Origin of the sequence: Streptomyces sp. NPDC088812, from assembly GCF_044750285.1 — a bacterium.
Lineage (GTDB): Bacteria > Actinomycetota > Actinomycetes > Streptomycetales > Streptomycetaceae > Streptomyces.
The window spans coordinates 306,823-322,442 of record NZ_JBIVJP010000003.1; the positions used below are offsets into that span (position 1 = coordinate 306,823).

A 15,620-nucleotide genomic window follows, 5' to 3' on the forward strand; every position below is an offset into this window, starting at 1 on the left:
CGCGGCGGGTCGCGCGGAAGGGGCGCAGGGCCCGGCGGGCGGGAACGGCACGGAGGGCGCGGCGGGTCGCTTCACGGCGCGGACGCTAACCCGCACCCCGCCCGACCCGCCAGCCGTTTACGGCCGGCCGGCTCCGCAGCCCGGCCGCGCCCGGTCCGTGCTCAGGCCGACTCGTTCAGCAGCCGCCGGAGGTGTTCGCGTCCGGCGTCCAGCAGCCCCTCCAACGGCGCGGCGGCCTCGTACCACCGCTTCTCGTACTCCCAGCACAGCCACCCGTCCCACCCGTGGCGGGTGAGCACCTCCACGCACTCGGCGAGCGGCAGCACCCCCGCGCCCAGGGCCAGCGGGGTGGTGTCCTCGGCCGAGGCGATGTCCTTGACCTGCACGTATCCGAGGTACGGGGCGAGCGCCGCGTATGTGTCGAGCGGCTGCTCGCCGCCGAGCCAGGTGTGCATCACGTCCCAGAGCGCACCGGTCTGCCGGTGCCCGACGAGACCGAGGACGCGTGTCGCGGCGGCGCCGGTGCGATGGGAGTCGTGGGTCTCCAGCAGGACGCGGACGCCGAGCTCGGCGGCGTACTCGGCGATGGTGCCCAGGCGCCGTGCGGCGACGGCGTCCGCCTCGTCGGGGGACTGCTCCGGGGCGGCGCCCGGGAAGACGCGGACGTAGGGCGCGCCGAGGTCGTGGGCGAGGGCGACGAGCTCGCGCACCTCCTCGATCACCGGCCCGTCCTCGCCGGGCGCGGCCACGCGCGCGTACCCGGCCAGCCCCAGGACCTCCACGCCGGCCGCCTCGAACAGGGCGGCGGCGTCGGCCCGTTGCGCCGGGGACAGGCCGGCATGCACCGGCTCCTCCGGGTGGGCGCGCAGCTCGACGCCGTGATAGCCGTGCGCGGACGCGAGCCGCAGCACGTCGGGGAGCGGCAGACCGGGAACACCGAGGGTGGAGAACGCGAGCTTCATACTCGGCGACCCTACTCGCCGCCCACCTCCTCACCCCTCTTCGGCGGCGCGGTACACGCAGACCTCGGCGCCGGTCTTCGCGGCGACCGTGGACACGAGCTCGAACGGCCGCCTGCCGCCGTCCGCCGGGAAGATCGACTTGCCGCCGCCGAGCAGCACGGGCATCCGCATCAGCACGAGTTCGTCGACGAGGCCCTCGCCGAGCAGCGTCCGCACCAGACTCGGACTGCCCATGACCAGCAGGTCCCCGCCCTCGGAGTCCCGCAGCGCACGGGTCCGCCCGACGGCCTCCCCGCCGGGCACGAGCACGGTGTTCTCCCAGGTGAGGTCCGACTCGGTGAGCGTCCCCGACACCACGTACTTGCGGATCGAGTTCATCCGGTCGGCGAACGGATCCCCCGCCCGCTCCGGCCACGCCCCCGCCATCGTCTGCCACGTCCGCCGCCCGAACAGCAGCGCGGCGGCCTTCCGCAACGCCCCGTCGAAGGCCCCGCCGACGACCTCGTCGTCGAAGTACGGGTGCGTCCAGCCCCCGTGCGCGAACCCTCCGTCGGTGTCCTCCTGCGGTCCGCCGGGCGCCTGCACGACCCCGTCGAGACTGATGAACGAGCTGACCACGACGCGCATGGCGATCACTTCCTGTCCGGTCCGGTCCGGTCCCGCCGCTCCGGTGGGACCCGCGATGACGCCATGGAGACCGCGCCGCCCCCGAAAACTCATCGCTCCCCCGCACCCGGCTCCCGAGCCCCCTACTCCCGAGCCCCCTACTCCCGAGCCCCCTACTCCCGAGCCCCCTACTCCCGAGCCCCCTACTCCCGAGCCCCCTACTCCCGAGGCCCCCCGGAAGACCCCCGCACCATCAACTCCCCCCGGGCCGTGGCGATCCCGCCGGGCGGCGGTTCCTCCCGCCCCATGGCGATGCGCCCGGCCCGTGCCCCCGCCTCCGCCAGTGGCAGCCGTACCGTCGTGAGGGCGGGCACCGCGTCGATGCTGAAGGGGAGGTCGTCGAAACCGGCCACGGAGACGTCCTCCGGGATGCGCAGCCCCGATTCCCGCAGCGCCGCGCAGGCGCCCAGCGCGACGGAGTCGTTCGCCGCGACGACCGCCGTCAGGGACGGGTCCCGGCGCAGCAGTTCGAGGGTCGCCTCGTAGCCGGCCTGCCGGTCGTAGCGGCCGTGGACGGTCCAGCGCGGGTCCTCCTCGATGCCGGCGGCCGCCAGTGCCGCGCGGTGGCCCTCCAGCCGGTGCCGGGTGGTGGTCCGCTCCTCGGGGCCGGCGATGTAGCCGAGCCGGCGGTGCCCGAGCCCGAGCAGATGCTCGGTCAGCTCCCGTCCGCCGCCCCGGTTGTCGAAGGTCAGCGCGATCGCCCCGGTGTCGGGCGCGGGCGGGCGCCCGCACAGCACCACCCGGGTGCCCGCCTCCTCCAGTCTGCGCAGCTTCGCCGCCACCGCCGTCACGTGCGGCTCGTCCTCCACGGCACCGCCGGTGAGGACGACGGCCGCGGCCCGCTGCCGCTGCAACAGGGTCAGGTACGTCAGCTCCCGCTCCGGCGAGCCCCCGGTGTTGCACACCACCGCGAGCCGTTCGCCGCCGGCTCTGCCGCCCGGTCCCCCGATCTCCGACTGGATCGCGCTCGCCATGATCCCGAAGAAGGGGTCGGCGATGTCGTTGACCAGGATGCCGACCAGGTCGGACGTGGCCGCGGCCAGCGCGCTGGCGGGGCCGTTGAGCACGTAGTCCAGTTCGTCCACCGCCCGCAGCACCCGCTCGCGGGTGGACGCGGCCACGGGGTAGTTGCCGTTCAGTACGCGCGACACCGTCGCGGGGGAGACCTGCGCTCGGGCCGCCACGTCCGCCAGGGTCACCGTCATCTCGTCGTCCTCCGGTCGCACATCTCGTCGTACGTCGTCGTACGTCCTGGTAGACAGGCCGGCCGCGGCCACGGTTCCGAGCAGGACGCGGCGTGTCGAGCAGACCTTAAGGCCGTGGACGCCCGCCGTTCGCTTCCTCGAACAACTCGGGATGGACACGGTCTTGTCCGGACCGCTGCTCAGAGGCTAGCTTCTCAGGAGATAGAAAGCGCTTGCTGTGACGCTGATCAGTGCTGAGGCGGACGCGGCGCGCACAACCGCGTACGAGCGCCCACGAACGCTGCGTACGACGCCTACGAAGGGACCGACGTGACACGCAAGACGGTGCGTATCGCCATGAACGGCGTGACCGGGCGCATGGGCTACCGCCAGCACCTGGTCCGCTCCCTCCTGGCCATCCGCGAACAGGGCGGCCTCGACCTCGGCGACGGCACCGTGCTGTGGCCGGAGCCGGTCCTGGTCGGCCGCCGCGAGCACGCGCTGCGGGCGCTCGCCGAACGGCACGGCCTGGAGCACGTCTCGACGGACCTGGACGCGGTCCTCGCCGACGAGACGATCGACATCTACTTCGACGCCCAGGTGACCTCCGCCCGCGAGGAGGCGATCAAGAAGGCGATCGCGGCCGGCAAGCACATCTACACCGAGAAGCCCACCGCGACCGGCCTGGACGGAGCCCTGGAGCTCGCCCGGCTGGCGGACGCGGCCGGCATCAAGCACGGCGTCGTCCAGGACAAGCTGTTCCTGCCGGGCCTGCTCAAGCTGAAGCGGCTCATCGACGGCGGCTTCTTCGGCCGGATCCTCTCGATCCGCGGCGAGTTCGGCTACTGGGTCTTCGAGGGCGACTGGCAGGCCGCCCAGCGCCCCTCCTGGAACTACCGCGCGGAGGACGGCGGCGGCATCGTCGTCGACATGTTCCCGCACTGGGAGTACGTCCTGCACGAGCTGTTCGGCCGCGTGACGTCCGTCCAGGCCCTCACCGCCACCCACGTCCCGCAGCGCTGGGACGAGAACGGCAAGCCCTACGACGCCACCGCCGACGACGCCGCCTACGGCGTCTTCGAGCTGGAGGGCGGCGCGATCGCCCAGATCAACTCCTCCTGGGCCGTGCGCGTCAACCGCGACGAGCTCGTCGAGTTCCAGGTGGACGGCACCGAGGGCTCCGCCGTCGCCGGCCTGCGCAACTGCCGCGTCCAGCACCGCAGCGCCACCCCCAAGCCGGTCTGGAACCCGGACATCCCCGCCACCGAGGTCTTCCGGGACCAGTGGCAGGAGGTCCCCGACAACGGCGAGTTCGACAACGGCTTCAAGGCCCAGTGGGAGCTGTTCCTCAAGCACGTCTACGCCGGCGCCCCCTACCACTGGGACCTGCTGGCCGGCGCCCGGGGCGTCCAGCTCGCCGAGCTGGGCCTGAAGTCCTCCGCCGAGGGCCGCCGCCTCGACGTCCCGGAGATCGCGCTGTGACCGTCCGACTCCCCGACGCCACGGGGGCCCTGCGCACGTACGAGCCCCGTACCGAGCCCCTCGCCCTCACCACGGGCGCCCCCTTCACCTCCCGCACGGTCTTCTCGGCGGCCCACGTCGTCGCCGACCCCTTCGCGGACACGACCCCCGACTCGCCGGCCGCCGTCGACTGGGACGCCACCCTCGCCTTCCGCCGCCACCTGTGGTCCCACGGCCTCGGCGTCGCCGAGGCGATGGACACCGCCCAGCGCGGCATGGGCCTGGACTGGGCGGGCGCGGCCGAGCTGATCCGCCGCAGCGCCGCCGAGGCGAAGGCCGTCGGCGGCCGCATCGCCTGCGGCGTGGGCACCGACCAGATCGCCTCCGGCACCCTGGCCGAGGTCCGCGCCGCCTACGAGGAGCAGCTCGCCCTCGTCGAGGCGTCGGGTGCCCAGGCGATCCTCATGGCCTCCCGCGCGCTGGCCGCGACGGCGAACGGCCCCGAGGACTACCTCGACGTCTACGGCCACCTCCTGCGCCAGGCCTCCGAGCCGGTCGTCCTGCACTGGCTCGGCCCCATGTTCGACCCGGCCCTGGAGGGCTACTGGGGGTCGAGCGACCTCGACGTGGCCACCGACACCTTCCTGGAGGTCATCGCCGCGCACCCGGACAAGGTCGACGGCATCAAGGTCTCCCTCCTGGACGCGCAGCGCGAGATCGACCTGCGCCGCAGGCTGCCCGACGGGGTCCGCTGCTACACCGGCGACGACTTCAACTACCCCGAGCTGATCGCGGGCGACGACAAGGGCTTCAGCCACGCCCTGCTCGGCATCTTCGACCCGCTGGGCCCCCTGGCGGCCGAAGCGGTCCGCGTCCTCGACACGGGGAACACGGCCGGCTTCCGGGAGTTGCTGGACCCCACCGTCGAGCTCTCCCGCCACCTCTTCCAGGCCCCGACCCGCTTCTACAAGACGGGCGTGGTGTTCCTGGCCTGGCTGGCGGGCCACCAGAGCCACTTCACGATGGTCGGCGGCCTCCAGTCGGCCCGCTCCCTCCCGCACTTCGCCCGCGCCTACGAACTCGCCGACGGCCTGGGCCTGTTCCCCGACCCCAAGCTGGCCGAGGAGCGGATGAAGACCCTGCTCGCCCTGTACGGAGTGACCCAGTGAGCGACCCGGACCTGTCCCGCTTCTCCATCAACCAGATGACGGTGAAGCAGCTGTCCCTGCCCGAACTGGTCGACGCCTGCCGCGACCTGGGCGTCGGCAACGTCGGCCTGTGGCGCGAGCCGGTGCAGGCGTTCGGCGTGGAGGAGACCGCCAAACTGGTCCGCGACGCGGGCCTGACGGTGACGACGCTGTGCCGCGGCGGCTTCCTCACGGCGATCGACCCCGGCGAACGCGCCGCGGCCCTCGCCGACAACCGCCGTGCCGTCGACGAGGCCGCCACCCTCGGCACGGACACCCTCGTCCTGGTCTCCGGCGGCCTGCCCGCCGGCTCCAAGGACCTGGGCGCCGCCCGCGAACGCATCGCCGACGCCCTGGCCGAGCTGGGCCCCTACGCGGAGGACCACGGAGTGAAGCTCGCCATCGAGCCCCTCCACCCCATGTTCGCCTCCGACCGCTGTGTGGTCTCCACCCTCGCCCAGGCCCTGGACCTCGCGGAACGCTTCCCCGCGCACCAGGTCGGCGTGACCGTGGACACGTACCACATCTGGTGGGACGACGCCGCTCCCGGGCAGATCGCGCGGGCGGGCGCCGGCGGCCGCATCCACACCTTCCAGCTCGCCGACTGGACCACCCCCCTCCCGGAGGGCGTCCTCAACGGCCGCGGCCAGATCGGCGACGGCGCGATCGACATGCGCGAGTGGAAGGCGTACGTGGAGGCGGCGGGCTACACGGGCGCGATCGAGGTGGAACTCTTCAACGACGCCCTGTGGGCCCGGGACGGACGAGAGGTCCTCGCCGAGACGGCGGAGAGGTTCGCCCGGCACACCGCGTCGTAGTCCGGTCCGTACGTTCGTTCCGCCCCGCCCGGGAAGCACTGTCCGGGCGGGGCGGTTCCATGTCCGGATCCAAAGGTGAGAGTCGTCTTTACACAGGTTTTCTTTATGGCCGCAGATCAGGGTGCGTGTAAAGGGAAACTTACCTGTGATTTCGCTGTCCATTTGAGTTTCTGCGGACTGCTGGGAACCGCATCTCCGCTGGTCGTGTCTGTAGGATCGAGTCCACCGCAAGGCCGAGACGCGCGCTCGGAATTGCATGGATTCGGCTTGCTCTGCCATGAGAGGAAGCTGAGAGAGGGATTTGATGGATGGTCATCGAATCCCTCTCGGGAAACAGATGAAATCCAAGGAGTTTGCTATGAACGCACGTCTCGCCACCGTCTCCGTGGTGTCCGCCGCGCTGGTCGCCGCGGGCGCCGGCGCCGCCGTGGCCGCCCCGAAGGCCGCCACCCCCACCATCACGCTCCAGGCGAGCGCCCCCCAGGTCAAGGTCGGCCAGGCCGTCACCCTCTCCGGCAAGACCACCGGCCTGAAGGACGGCAGCAAGGTCACCCTCCAGACCAAGCAGGGCACCAAGTGGGTCGCCGTGGCCAAGACCGCCACGGTCAGCAAGAGCGCCTACAAGCTCACCGACAAGTTCACGAAGAAGGGCGTGCAGACCCTGCGCGTCGTGAACGGCAAGACCGCGTCCAAGGCGGTCTCCGTCACCGTCCGCTGAACGAACGAGCCGACGCCGACCCGGCGTTGATGTCGGCGCGCATCTCGGAGTGAACCTGCCCCACCCCGTCCGATCCGGGGTGGGGCAGGCGTCCTCGGGGCGCGACAGCGGGCCCGATGACCCCTGTCACCTGCGGTGATTCTCCAGCATCGGGGCCGCGCGGCACACCCGTCGGGGTGTGGGAAAGAAATCCGCGAGACCGTACAACCCCTCCGGCCCGGCGCGAGTCTTACTGGGTGTCGGGACTTTTGGAGGGGGATCCGGGGGGATCACGGGGGTCCCGGCACGGAGGGGGAGAGCCCGAGGGGGCCCGGTCGACGGACCGGGCCCCCGAGCAGATCGCCCGGGCGGGCGCAGGCGGCCGGCTACTCGGGCGCGATCGAGGTCGAGCTGTTCAACGAGGGGCTGTGGGCCCGGGACGGACGGGAGGCGCCGGCCGAGACGGCCGAGCGGTTCGTCGCCCACACGCGCGGATGACACGGGGGTGTGCCCGGCCCTGAGGCCGCACCGGCCGGGCACACCGTCGGCCGTAGGATCGGTCGCGATACCCGAGCGAACGGATGTCGACACGCATGCACGTCAGCCGGATCACGGTGCAGGACATCAAGTCCTTCCACGGACCCGTCAGGTCGACCTGACTCTGACCCGCCCCGACGGCAGTCATGCCGGGTGGACGGTGCTCGCCGGGCGGAACGGCTCAGGAAAGACGACGTTGCTGCGGGCGTTGGCACTCGCGCTGAGCGGGCCGGTGGCCGCACGCGGTCTTGTTCAGGGATTCGAGAACTGGATCGCCCGAGGGGCGGATTCGGGCACTGTGGTGGCCGAGATCGTCAGGCACCAGCACTTCGACGGGTTCACTGCCTCAGGCCGGACTCTGAACACGTTCCGGGCAGGGCTGAAGTGGACGGCACCGGCGGAGGGAGTCGCGAGCCGCAAGGCCGCCCAGCCTGCGCTGGAGGAGATCAGGCACAGCGCCAAGGCGGCGAGCGCCAGTCCGGCGCAGAGAGGGCCATGGGCCGAGGCAGGGCGCCGAGGAACTCAAGAACGCTGCGTTGGCAGTCCTCGGTGACGGACTGCTCCCGGACGGATATCGCGTGGAGGACGTCGTTTCCGAGGGCCTGTGGGTCACCCGCGACGGGCAACGCTTCCCGTTGCGGGAGATGAGCGACGGTTTCAGAACCGTCGCTGCGCTGGTCGTCGACATCCTGAAGCAGATCCACCACACCTTCGGAGACACGCCGTTCACCGCCCTGGGCGAGAACACACTGCTCCGCCTCGTCCCTGGCGTCGTCATCATCGACGAGATCGACGCGCACCTGCACGTGTCCTGGCAGCGCCGTATCGGTCCGTGGCTGACCGCTCACTTCCCACACATCCAGTTCATCGTCACCACGCACAGCCCCTACATCTGGGCGACGACGCGGTTCTCTCCGACCTGTTCGGTCTCGACACCCCCTATTCCGAGCGGGCCGAGCAGACGCGGGCCGAGTTCGTGGAGCTGGAGGCGGAGAGACACGACGGCGCCGCGTCCGCCGAGTCGCTCGCCCGCTACCGGGAACTGAAGGAGCGGCTCGCCAGCTCGCCGTCGGCCCGTCTGGACGAGATGAACGCGCACCTCCACCGGATCGCGGAGGAGATCGCCGATGGCACGAAAGCCGAAGAGGAACACGGCCGGATTCGACGTCGACCAGCAAGGTGCCGTACCGCTTCCCGTTGCGGAAGGCGAAATCGTCGACACCGGGCACGCGCGGCGCCTGCTCGGGCACGGCCGGCTCCGGGAGCAGGCCCAGCAGCCGCGACCGGCCCGCCTTCAACCGCAGCCGTTGCCCGGGACGGCCACCCGGTTCGACCGCAACCGCATGCTGCCACTGCTTCAGTCCGAGGCTGGAGCGGCGGTACCGCTCGCTGAGCAGGCGACCTGCTCGACGAACGTCCGCATCGGACACCGGCCGCGGTCACAGAAGAACGGCCGGACCCGTAACCGCACGGTCAGGTTCCGCCCGTTCACCGGCAGCCCGGCCAGGTCCCCCGCGACCGCCTCGACGGCCAGCCCCTCGGCGGCCTCGGTGTCGCCCACCTGAAGGACACCGACCCACCGTCCTTCAGGAAGCAGTGGGTGCGCCCACCTTCACCGACAGCTCGGTCGAGCCCTTGAGAGGCAGGGAGACGGACCGGAAGCCGTTCGCCGGGTCTCGGATGTAGTCGAGGTAGTCGGGCTCGGCGTTGTCGTTCATCATCATCGCGCCTGTCCTCAGTTGCGGTGCGATCAGCTCAACGACCTGGCGAGCCAGCGTGGGGCCTGAGCTGACCGGCCAGCCGTCGATGAGTGCGAAGTCGACCGGGCCGCCCAGATCGCGGAGTGTCTCGCGGGCGTCCCCGACGCGCAGGTCGACGAAGTCGGCCAGGCCGGCGTCGGTCAGGTTGCGCCGGGCGGTGGCGGCCTTCTCCGGGACGATCTCGGAGCCGATCACCGTCCCGCCGCCGTTGTCCCGGACCGCGGCGGCGAAGTAGAGCGTGGACACGCCGAGTGAGGTGGCGAACTCCACGGCCCTCGTCGCGCCGATCGCCCGGCAGAGCAGGTAGATGAGGTCTCCCTGAGCCGGGTGGATCGAGAAGCCGATGTCGGCGTAGTCGTGTGGGTCGCGGGCGACAGGGCCGCTGCCGGGGCCTGCGCCGGGCGGGCGGCGGCGCTGGCTGTGGAGACGGTCGAGTACCGCTTGGACCTGGGGATCCTGCAACGGGCTGGTGGCTGGCTCGGTTGGCATTCTCACTCCTCCATAAGAGACTCCGACACGATCAGTAGTATCACGATATATCGCCGCCCTGGGTTCGGGCAGTGGCAGGCGACGAAGCGCTCGCGCTGGAGGAAGAGTTGGCCGTCACCCGCCCAATCGCTCACAGCTCTCACAAACGTTACGTTCGTAATGTCGAGGCTGCCGCTGGGAAGCCGGACGGCCGGAGTGTTCCTGCCGTGGTGAAAGGGCCTTGGAAGGCTCCGGTCGGTGATCGCGTCCGGTTCTTCCTGCAAGCGGACCATCGCGGTGCCGCCGTGGTGGCACCTCGTACCAACGAAGGAGTCTGCATTGGTTGCCAGGCGGACGTTCATCGCCGGATCCGCTACGGCCGGAGCCGTGGCGGTGCTGGGCACGGCGGCCTACAGTTCGGCCGCCGAGCCGGACGGCACGCGCTCGTCGACCGCACCCGTCCAAAGCGCCACCGCCATCACCGAGGTCTTCGGCGACGGTCAGAAGCTGATCGCCGTCGCGGTCGAGTACGACCAGGACATCGACACCTCGTCCCTGACGACGTCGACCTTCGCCGTAACGGACCGGACCGTTACGAAGGTGTACGCGAACACGGCGGCCGAGCTCGCGGAGCGGGGCCGGGACGGACGCTACGTCATGGTCGAGTTGTCGGCCGACGACGAAGCGGCGGCCCTGTGGGTGACGCAGCAGGGGTCGGGGGGCGGAGCAAGCGCCTCCGCCTCCGCCTCCGCCTCGGCGTCGAGCAGTCCCAGTCCTTCGGCCAGTGCGTCGAGCGGCACGGGCGAGTCACCTGGGGGGGGCGGGCCGTCGGTCGGTGACAGCACGCCGGGCGGCACCATCGTCGCGGCGAAGGCGACGCTGGTCCAGAAGGGTACGGTCACCACCGCGCGCGGTGGCCGGTACACGGCCGACGGCACCACGCTGACCACCAGCAAGGTCGTGAACCTGATCGTCGACGACTTCCAGCAGTTCACGTTCGACGACCCCGCCACCGGTCAGACCCTGAAGTACAACCTGTTCGTCCCCAGGAACTACGACCCCCGCAAGCAGTACCCGTTGGTGCTGTTCATGCATGACGCCAGCGTCGTCAACGTCGCCACGGAGGGCGCGCTGGTCCAGGGGCTCGGTGCGGTGTGCTGGGCGAGCGAGGAGGACCAGGCGAAGCACGAGTCCTTCGTCCTGGCGCCCGAGTACGGCTCGGTCGTGGTCGATGACAACTATGAGCCGTCGACCCTGTTCGACGCCACCGTTCACCTCGTCGAGGCGGTGACGCAGAAGTACAGCATCGACGAGAACCGGCGCTACGCGACCGGCCAGTCGATGGGCGCGATGATGTCGCTGGGGCTGAACATCAAGTACCCGGACGTGTTCGCGGCGGCTTTCGTCGTCGCCGGCCAGTGGCCCTCGGACGTCGCCGCGCCGCTGGCCGACAAGAAGCTGTGGATCGTCGTCTCCCAGGACGACGACAAGTCGTACTCCGGTGAGAACGCCATCACCAAGGTCATCAAGGATGCGGGCACGAAGGTCGGCACCGCGGTGTGGGACGGTCAGTCCACCGCCGCTCAGTTCGCCACGGACGTCCGCAGCCTGGAGAAGCAGAAGGCTCCGGTCAACTATGCCAGCTTCCAGGCCGGCACTACCGTGACCTCTGGCTCCGGTACCAGCGCTCACATGGGAACCTGGCACATCGCCTATACCATCCCGGGCATCCGGGACTGGATCATGCGCCAGTCCCGGTAGACCGCGCTGTTCGTGCCGGGGAGGCTGCTGCGGAGGACCCCGAGCGCGCCGTACAAACAACTCCTTCGCGTGTGCAGCGGCTGCCGGTCCGTACAGCGGCAGCCGCTGCACACGTCCGCTAGGCGATCGCACGACAGGGCGGATGAGCTGAAACGGGCGGGCTCGGGCCCGTACGACAACGACGGCAGGGCCTCCGGGAACCGTTCGGGATGGAAGTCGCACCCCGAACTGCCAGGAGGCCCTGCCGTCGCGCGTGTGCCGCTGGACCGTTCGGCCGCTCTCGTCAGTGGTCGAGGGCCAGGTGCAGGGCGAGGAGATCCTTGCCGTAGTCGTTGCCGTTGGGTGTGCGGATGACCGCGTGGATGTGCCGCTGCGTCATCCCGGCCTCCCATCCCGCCGCCTTGCCGATGGGCCCGAGGTCCTGGGAGTCGAGTTCGATGAGCACGACGGGGCTGTGGATGCGGTAGTACATCGGCGTGTCGTCGGTGGTGGCGCCGTGCCAGGAGAAGTGGGTGTCGTCCTTGTGCTTCTTGATCTCGGCCATCTTGATCCTGGCGTGGCCTTCGTCGACGTTCCCGACGAACAGCTCGACGATCTTCCACAGCTTCGCCAGTTGCGCGGGGTTCAGCTCGGTGGCCGCGATGCCCTCGTACGGCATGACCGCGTTGTCCGAGTACGCGCCGGCCGTCAGGTCCCGGTCGCTGGTGGCGCTCGTGGTGACCGCGACCGCTTGCTGGCCCGCGCTCAGTGAGCGCAGCAGGTCGTAGCCGGCGGCGAGTTCGTCCTCGAAGCTCTTCGTGCCCTCGTACTCGCTGTCGATGCCGTAGTTGGCGACGCGTGGCTCGGTCCCCATGAAGGTCGGGGTCATGACGACCTGGTCGCCGAGGACGAAGTAGTTGATGACCAGGTGGTGGCCCTCGAACTGCCAGCCCCACGGCTCCGTGGCCGACGGGGTGCCCATGATGGTGAGCCAGTACAGCTCGTCGTTGAACTGGTCGGTGAGATCGACCAGCTGTCCGCCGTAGAGGTTGAGATGACGGACCGTGTCGGCGTTCTTCAGCCCGCGGGCGCTCATGCCCGCCTTCAGGATCGCCAGCGCCTTGAGGCGCTGGGCCTTCGTCATGTCCTGTAGGCTCAGGCCCGCGTCGCGGTCACCGTCCACGTTGGTCCACAGCCGCCACTGGTCCTGGGTGTAGTCGGTGACCTGGACGGGGAAAGTCACGGCCTCGCGCTGAGTGTCCGTGAGGGAGGCGAGCCATGCCTTGGCCGCGGCCACGCTCTCGCTGGTGGACACGCCGGTCCGGTGGATGCTGTAGAGGTCCTCGATCACGGTGCCGTCCGTGGTCACGCCCACGAACTCGTCCTTGACCCCCATGCCGCCGCCCATGCCGCCGGTCCCGCCGCTCGGGGCACCCGAGGGGACACCCGACGCCGTGGCCGACGGAGAGGCCGTCGAATCGGTCGATGACACCTCCTGCGACGCGCCCGCTCGGGACACGGCGACCATCGTGCCGAACGCGGCGACTCCCGCCGTCGCGAACGCGTGCCGCATGAACCGGCGACGCGACGCGAAACCAGGTGAACCGGCCTTGCGACGACGGTGTCCGTGCGTATCCATACCCTCACGGTCCGCGGGCTCGGTGTGTGGCTCAGTCACGGGGTGCTCCCTCTGCTGCTGTCCTCCGGCCTCACGACAGGAGGCGATCATGTGCTCTCGCCCGGGCGAAAGTACCTGCGGGACCTATGGATCAGGTGTCAGACAGCCTTGACCGCGGCGTGCGTTCGAGGAGCTGGCAGTTCCGAGCGATGTCCTTGACCGGGGCGGACAGTACCCGGCGTACAGCCCGACTCGTCTGCCGCCACCTGCGGCTTTGCCTGGGAAAGGGCCTCTGACCTGCGTCGGAGGTCCTTTCCGGTCTTTCGGGGGCTTGCTGTGTTAGACGGCGAAAAGTCCCTCGGAAGTCCCTCAGGCAGCGCTGGAAGACCCTGAAAAGTCCCTGGTGCGCAGGGGTGGATGACACCTTTGAGCTGCTGGAGCAGGCCGACGAAGCTTCGCGCTGCGGTACAAAGCGGCGGCGTCCTGCGGCCCTGGCTTCAAGCTTGCCGGACGGCACTCACGAGCAGTGTGTCCGCACTGCGCGACGTGTCGGCAAGACGCTGCAGGGTGCGGCTGGACAGATCGATGGCAGACGGGTAGACAAGCACAGGAGCTCCTGGCGGACTGGTGATCTTGGTCGTGAACCCGTCTACCAGGAGCTTTCCTCATGCCCTCCACCGGGGCGCCGACCCAACCACCCGTCAGGTCGGAAAAGGCTCACTGTCGCCGGTCACGACGGAGCTGCTGAGGGGCTACACCGACGACATCCGGCAGCAGGCCACGGAGAAGGAACGCAAGGACAGGGCGAAGGAACTCTGGGCGAATCGCCGGCAGGTCCGTCCCGCACTCGTCGCGGGGCTCGCGGAGATGGCTCCCGGCCGCGAACGCTGCATGTACTGCGGTGACGGCCAGGGCACCGACATCGACCACTTCGAGCCGAAGAGCCTCGCTCCGCTGCGTACCTTCGACTGGCTCAACCATCTGCTCGCCTGCTCGTTCTGCAACAGCAACCAGAAGCGGAACCTCTTCCCCACCGCAGCCGACGGCAGCCCTCTGCTCGTGGACCCGACAGCCGAGGACCCCTTGGACCACCTACGGCTGGTGCTCCCGCTCGGAACGTACCGGGGCCTGACCGACCGGGGACGGGCCTGTATCGAGGTGTTCGGCCTCAACGCGAGAGCGGTCCTGGTCAAGGGACGCAGGGACGCCCACGCGACGGCCAGGCACTCCATCGAGCTGTGGCGCATAGCCATGGACAAGGGGCAACGCGACAAGGCGACGGAGATCGTCCAGGTCTCCTGGAACCGCCCCCTCGTCGATGTACTGGTCGCCATGTTCCACCAGTCCGGCCATCCGGCGGCCGACGACCTGTTCGCGGGGGAGGAGGAGGTCCTCGACCTCCTCCTCGATGCCGAACTGCGCTCCGCGTTTCTGTACTTCCGGGGGCTCAGCTACTGACCCGCCCGTCCCGCACGGCCCTGACGAACGCGGCCCAGCCGCCCGCCGAGAAGACGAGCACCGGACCACTGGGTGCCTTGCTGTCGCGGACGGGCACGCCGTGGTGGCCATGGGCAACTTCGAGGCAGTCGCCCTGACTACCGCCGCTGTAGCTGGACTTGTACCAGCCGGTGAGCGTGGACGAGTCGGAGACGGTGTGCTCACTGCTGACCATGTACGTGTTCCTCCGCTGCCGCCCTGACGAGGGCCACTGACTCCTGGTGCGACAACGCGTCGCTCAGGGCAAGAGCGTAGGCCGTCTGACTGGCGGCCACCAGCGCCGGGTCGTCCATCAAGTGGCCGGTCAGGAAGCCTTCGACGTAGGCCACGGGGGCGGAGTCCTCGAAGCTCATGAGTGTGAGGTAGCTCTCCAGGAGCGCGTGCGCCCCTACACCGTACGGAAGCACATGTAGCCGCAGCCGTCCGGCCTCGGCCATGTCGGCGATCTTGTGCAGCTGTTCGGCCATGACCTGCGGGCCACCGATGCGGCGCCGCAGCACGGCCTCGTCAAGCAGTGTCCAGATGACCGGCTTCAATGGCCCGTCGAGGATCCGGGCACGCTCTGTTCGGATGACAACGGCTTCGTCAAGTTCCTCCGCCGTGTGGTTCGGCCGGTACGCGCGGAACAGGGCACGCGCGTAGCTGGGGGTCTGGAACACACCGGGAACCAGCGAAAGCGCGAACTGCTGGATCAGCGTGGCCTGTTGCTCCAACTCGGCCACGGCTGCGAAGTAATCGTTGTACTTCGACTCCAAATCCTCCAACCAGCGGGCGAAGAACCCGTCGGTCTTGAGTGCCCGGTCGATCCGCTGCGCGTCATCAGGCTTCGGGAGCCGTCTGCCCGCCTCGTAGTGACTGATCAGTGTGGGCGAGCACACGACCTGGTCGCCGAGTTCCTCCTGGGTGAGGCCCGCGGTGGTCCGCCGCAACCTCAGTTCCTCGCCGTACTTCTCCCGCTGCGTGCGCGGCGTTCGAGGCTTCGTCATCCTGCCGACCTCCAACTTGACGTGCGTGCTGTCAATCCT

17 protein-coding genes and 1 pseudogene are annotated in these 15,620 nt (G+C 69.9%); 10 read left to right on the forward strand and 8 right to left on the reverse strand.

The window, feature by feature from the left end; all coding sequences use genetic code 11:
* Window positions 1-161: 161 nt before the first annotated feature.
* From ACIP67_RS07525 to ACIP67_RS07535, 3 genes are all read right to left on the reverse strand, one after another.
* Window positions 162-962, reverse strand: coding sequence for a sugar phosphate isomerase/epimerase family protein (locus tag ACIP67_RS07525; protein ID WP_401688795.1), 801 nt, complete (start codon window positions 960-962; stop codon window positions 162-164).
* 30 nt (window positions 963-992) lie between these two features.
* Window positions 993-1,589, reverse strand: a complete 597-nt coding sequence (locus ACIP67_RS07530; protein ID WP_401688798.1) for a dihydrofolate reductase family protein — start codon at window positions 1,587-1,589, stop codon at window positions 993-995.
* Window positions 1,590-1,786: 197 nt separating this feature from the next.
* A complete protein-coding gene (locus tag ACIP67_RS07535; RefSeq protein WP_401688801.1) occupies window positions 1,787-2,833 on the reverse strand; it encodes a LacI family DNA-binding transcriptional regulator in 1,047 nt (348 codons plus the stop codon).
* A gap of 309 nt (window positions 2,834-3,142) precedes the next feature.
* Between ACIP67_RS07535 and ACIP67_RS07540 the strand changes: the two genes are divergently transcribed.
* From ACIP67_RS07540 to ACIP67_RS07575, 8 genes and pseudogenes are all read left to right on the forward strand, one after another.
* Window positions 3,143-4,294, forward strand: a complete 1,152-nt coding sequence (locus ACIP67_RS07540; protein WP_401688804.1) for a Gfo/Idh/MocA family protein — start codon at window positions 3,143-3,145, stop codon at window positions 4,292-4,294.
* Window positions 4,291-5,442 (forward strand): dihydrodipicolinate synthase family protein, encoded by a 1,152-nt coding sequence (locus tag ACIP67_RS07545; RefSeq protein ID WP_401688807.1) that lies wholly within the window; start codon window positions 4,291-4,293, stop codon window positions 5,440-5,442. Before ACIP67_RS07540 ends, ACIP67_RS07545 begins: the two co-directional genes overlap by 4 nt.
* Window positions 5,443-5,477: 35 nt before the next feature.
* Window positions 5,478-6,278 (forward strand): sugar phosphate isomerase/epimerase family protein, encoded by an 801-nt coding sequence (locus ACIP67_RS07550; RefSeq protein ID WP_401689274.1) that lies wholly within the window; start codon window positions 5,478-5,480, stop codon window positions 6,276-6,278.
* Between the two features lie 358 nt (window positions 6,279-6,636).
* The gene (locus ACIP67_RS07555; RefSeq protein WP_401688810.1) at window positions 6,637-6,996 is read left to right on the forward strand and encodes a hypothetical protein; all 360 of its coding nucleotides are present in this window, start codon (window positions 6,637-6,639) and stop codon (window positions 6,994-6,996) included.
* Window positions 6,997-7,341: 345 nt separating this feature from the next.
* A pseudogene (locus tag ACIP67_RS07560) lies at window positions 7,342-7,473 on the forward strand (sugar phosphate isomerase/epimerase); the annotation flags it as partial.
* Window positions 7,474-7,672: 199 nt separating this feature from the next.
* Entirely contained in the window at window positions 7,673-8,065 is a 393-nt protein-coding gene (locus ACIP67_RS07565) for an AAA family ATPase (RefSeq protein WP_401688813.1), read from the forward strand.
* A 25-nt stretch (window positions 8,066-8,090) separates the two neighbouring features.
* A complete protein-coding gene (locus tag ACIP67_RS07570; RefSeq protein WP_401688815.1) occupies window positions 8,091-8,558 on the forward strand; it encodes an AAA family ATPase in 468 nt (155 codons plus the stop codon).
* An 81-nt stretch (window positions 8,559-8,639) separates the two neighbouring features.
* Complete coding sequence (locus ACIP67_RS07575) at window positions 8,640-9,077, forward strand: hypothetical protein (RefSeq protein ID WP_401688818.1); 438 nt, start codon at window positions 8,640-8,642, stop codon at window positions 9,075-9,077.
* A gap of 21 nt (window positions 9,078-9,098) precedes the next feature.
* On the opposite strand, the gene ACIP67_RS07580 is transcribed toward ACIP67_RS07575, so the two are convergent.
* Window positions 9,099-9,761, reverse strand: coding sequence for an O-methyltransferase (locus ACIP67_RS07580; RefSeq protein WP_401688821.1), 663 nt, complete (start codon window positions 9,759-9,761; stop codon window positions 9,099-9,101).
* A 2-nt stretch (window positions 9,762-9,763) separates the two neighbouring features.
* Window positions 9,764-10,102, reverse strand: coding sequence for a hypothetical protein (locus tag ACIP67_RS07585; RefSeq protein WP_401688824.1), 339 nt, complete (start codon window positions 10,100-10,102; stop codon window positions 9,764-9,766).
* Here ACIP67_RS07585 and ACIP67_RS07590 point away from each other — a divergent pair.
* On the forward strand, window positions 10,080-11,501 hold the full coding sequence (locus tag ACIP67_RS07590; RefSeq protein ID WP_401688825.1) for an alpha/beta hydrolase-fold protein: 1,422 nt from the start codon (window positions 10,080-10,082) through the stop codon (window positions 11,499-11,501). The two genes, ACIP67_RS07585 and ACIP67_RS07590, sit on opposite strands and share 23 nt — an antisense overlap.
* Window positions 11,502-11,784: 283 nt before the next feature.
* Here the strand turns inward: ACIP67_RS07590 and ACIP67_RS07595 are convergent, their stop codons facing one another.
* Window positions 11,785-13,053, reverse strand: coding sequence for a DUF3500 domain-containing protein (locus ACIP67_RS07595; RefSeq protein ID WP_401688828.1), 1,269 nt, complete (start codon window positions 13,051-13,053; stop codon window positions 11,785-11,787).
* A 672-nt stretch (window positions 13,054-13,725) separates the two neighbouring features.
* Between ACIP67_RS07595 and ACIP67_RS07600 the strand changes: the two genes are divergently transcribed.
* On the forward strand, window positions 13,726-14,556 hold the full coding sequence (locus ACIP67_RS07600) for a hypothetical protein (RefSeq protein ID WP_401688830.1): 831 nt from the start codon (window positions 13,726-13,728) through the stop codon (window positions 14,554-14,556).
* Here ACIP67_RS07600 and ACIP67_RS07605 read toward each other — a convergent pair.
* Both ACIP67_RS07605 and ACIP67_RS07610 read right to left on the reverse strand, forming a co-directional pair.
* A complete protein-coding gene (locus ACIP67_RS07605; protein WP_401688833.1) occupies window positions 14,546-14,770 on the reverse strand; it encodes a DUF397 domain-containing protein in 225 nt (74 codons plus the stop codon). The genes ACIP67_RS07600 and ACIP67_RS07605 overlap by 11 nt on opposite strands.
* Entirely contained in the window at window positions 14,757-15,581 is an 825-nt protein-coding gene (locus tag ACIP67_RS07610; protein ID WP_401688836.1) for a Scr1 family TA system antitoxin-like transcriptional regulator, read from the reverse strand. The genes ACIP67_RS07605 and ACIP67_RS07610 overlap by 14 nt, the downstream gene beginning before the upstream one ends.
* Between the last annotated feature and the right edge of the window lie 39 nt (window positions 15,582-15,620).

Coding starts and splice junctions, on each gene's coding strand:
- ACIP67_RS07550 (WP_401689274.1), top strand. CDS start 5,478: ATGACGGTGAAGCAGCTGTCCCTGCCCGAACTGGTCGACGCCTGCCGC.
- ACIP67_RS07525 (WP_401688795.1), bottom strand. CDS start 962: ATGAAGCTCGCGTTCTCCACCCTCGGTGTTCCCGGTCTGCCGCTCCCC.
- ACIP67_RS07535 (WP_401688801.1), bottom strand. CDS start 2,833: ATGACGGTGACCCTGGCGGACGTGGCGGCCCGAGCGCAGGTCTCCCCC.
- ACIP67_RS07605 (WP_401688833.1), bottom strand. CDS start 14,770: ATGGTCAGCAGTGAGCACACCGTCTCCGACTCGTCCACGCTCACCGGC.
- ACIP67_RS07580 (WP_401688821.1), bottom strand. CDS start 9,761: ATGCCAACCGAGCCAGCCACCAGCCCGTTGCAGGATCCCCAGGTCCAA.
- ACIP67_RS07610 (WP_401688836.1), bottom strand. CDS start 15,581: ATGACGAAGCCTCGAACGCCGCGCACGCAGCGGGAGAAGTACGGCGAG.
- ACIP67_RS07585 (WP_401688824.1), bottom strand. CDS start 10,102: ATGAACGTCCGCCTGGCAACCAATGCAGACTCCTTCGTTGGTACGAGG.
- ACIP67_RS07595 (WP_401688828.1), bottom strand. CDS start 13,053: ATGCGGCACGCGTTCGCGACGGCGGGAGTCGCCGCGTTCGGCACGATG.
- ACIP67_RS07555 (WP_401688810.1), top strand. CDS start 6,637: ATGAACGCACGTCTCGCCACCGTCTCCGTGGTGTCCGCCGCGCTGGTC.
- ACIP67_RS07575 (WP_401688818.1), top strand. CDS start 8,640: ATGGCACGAAAGCCGAAGAGGAACACGGCCGGATTCGACGTCGACCAG.
- ACIP67_RS07530 (WP_401688798.1), bottom strand. CDS start 1,589: ATGCGCGTCGTGGTCAGCTCGTTCATCAGTCTCGACGGGGTCGTGCAG.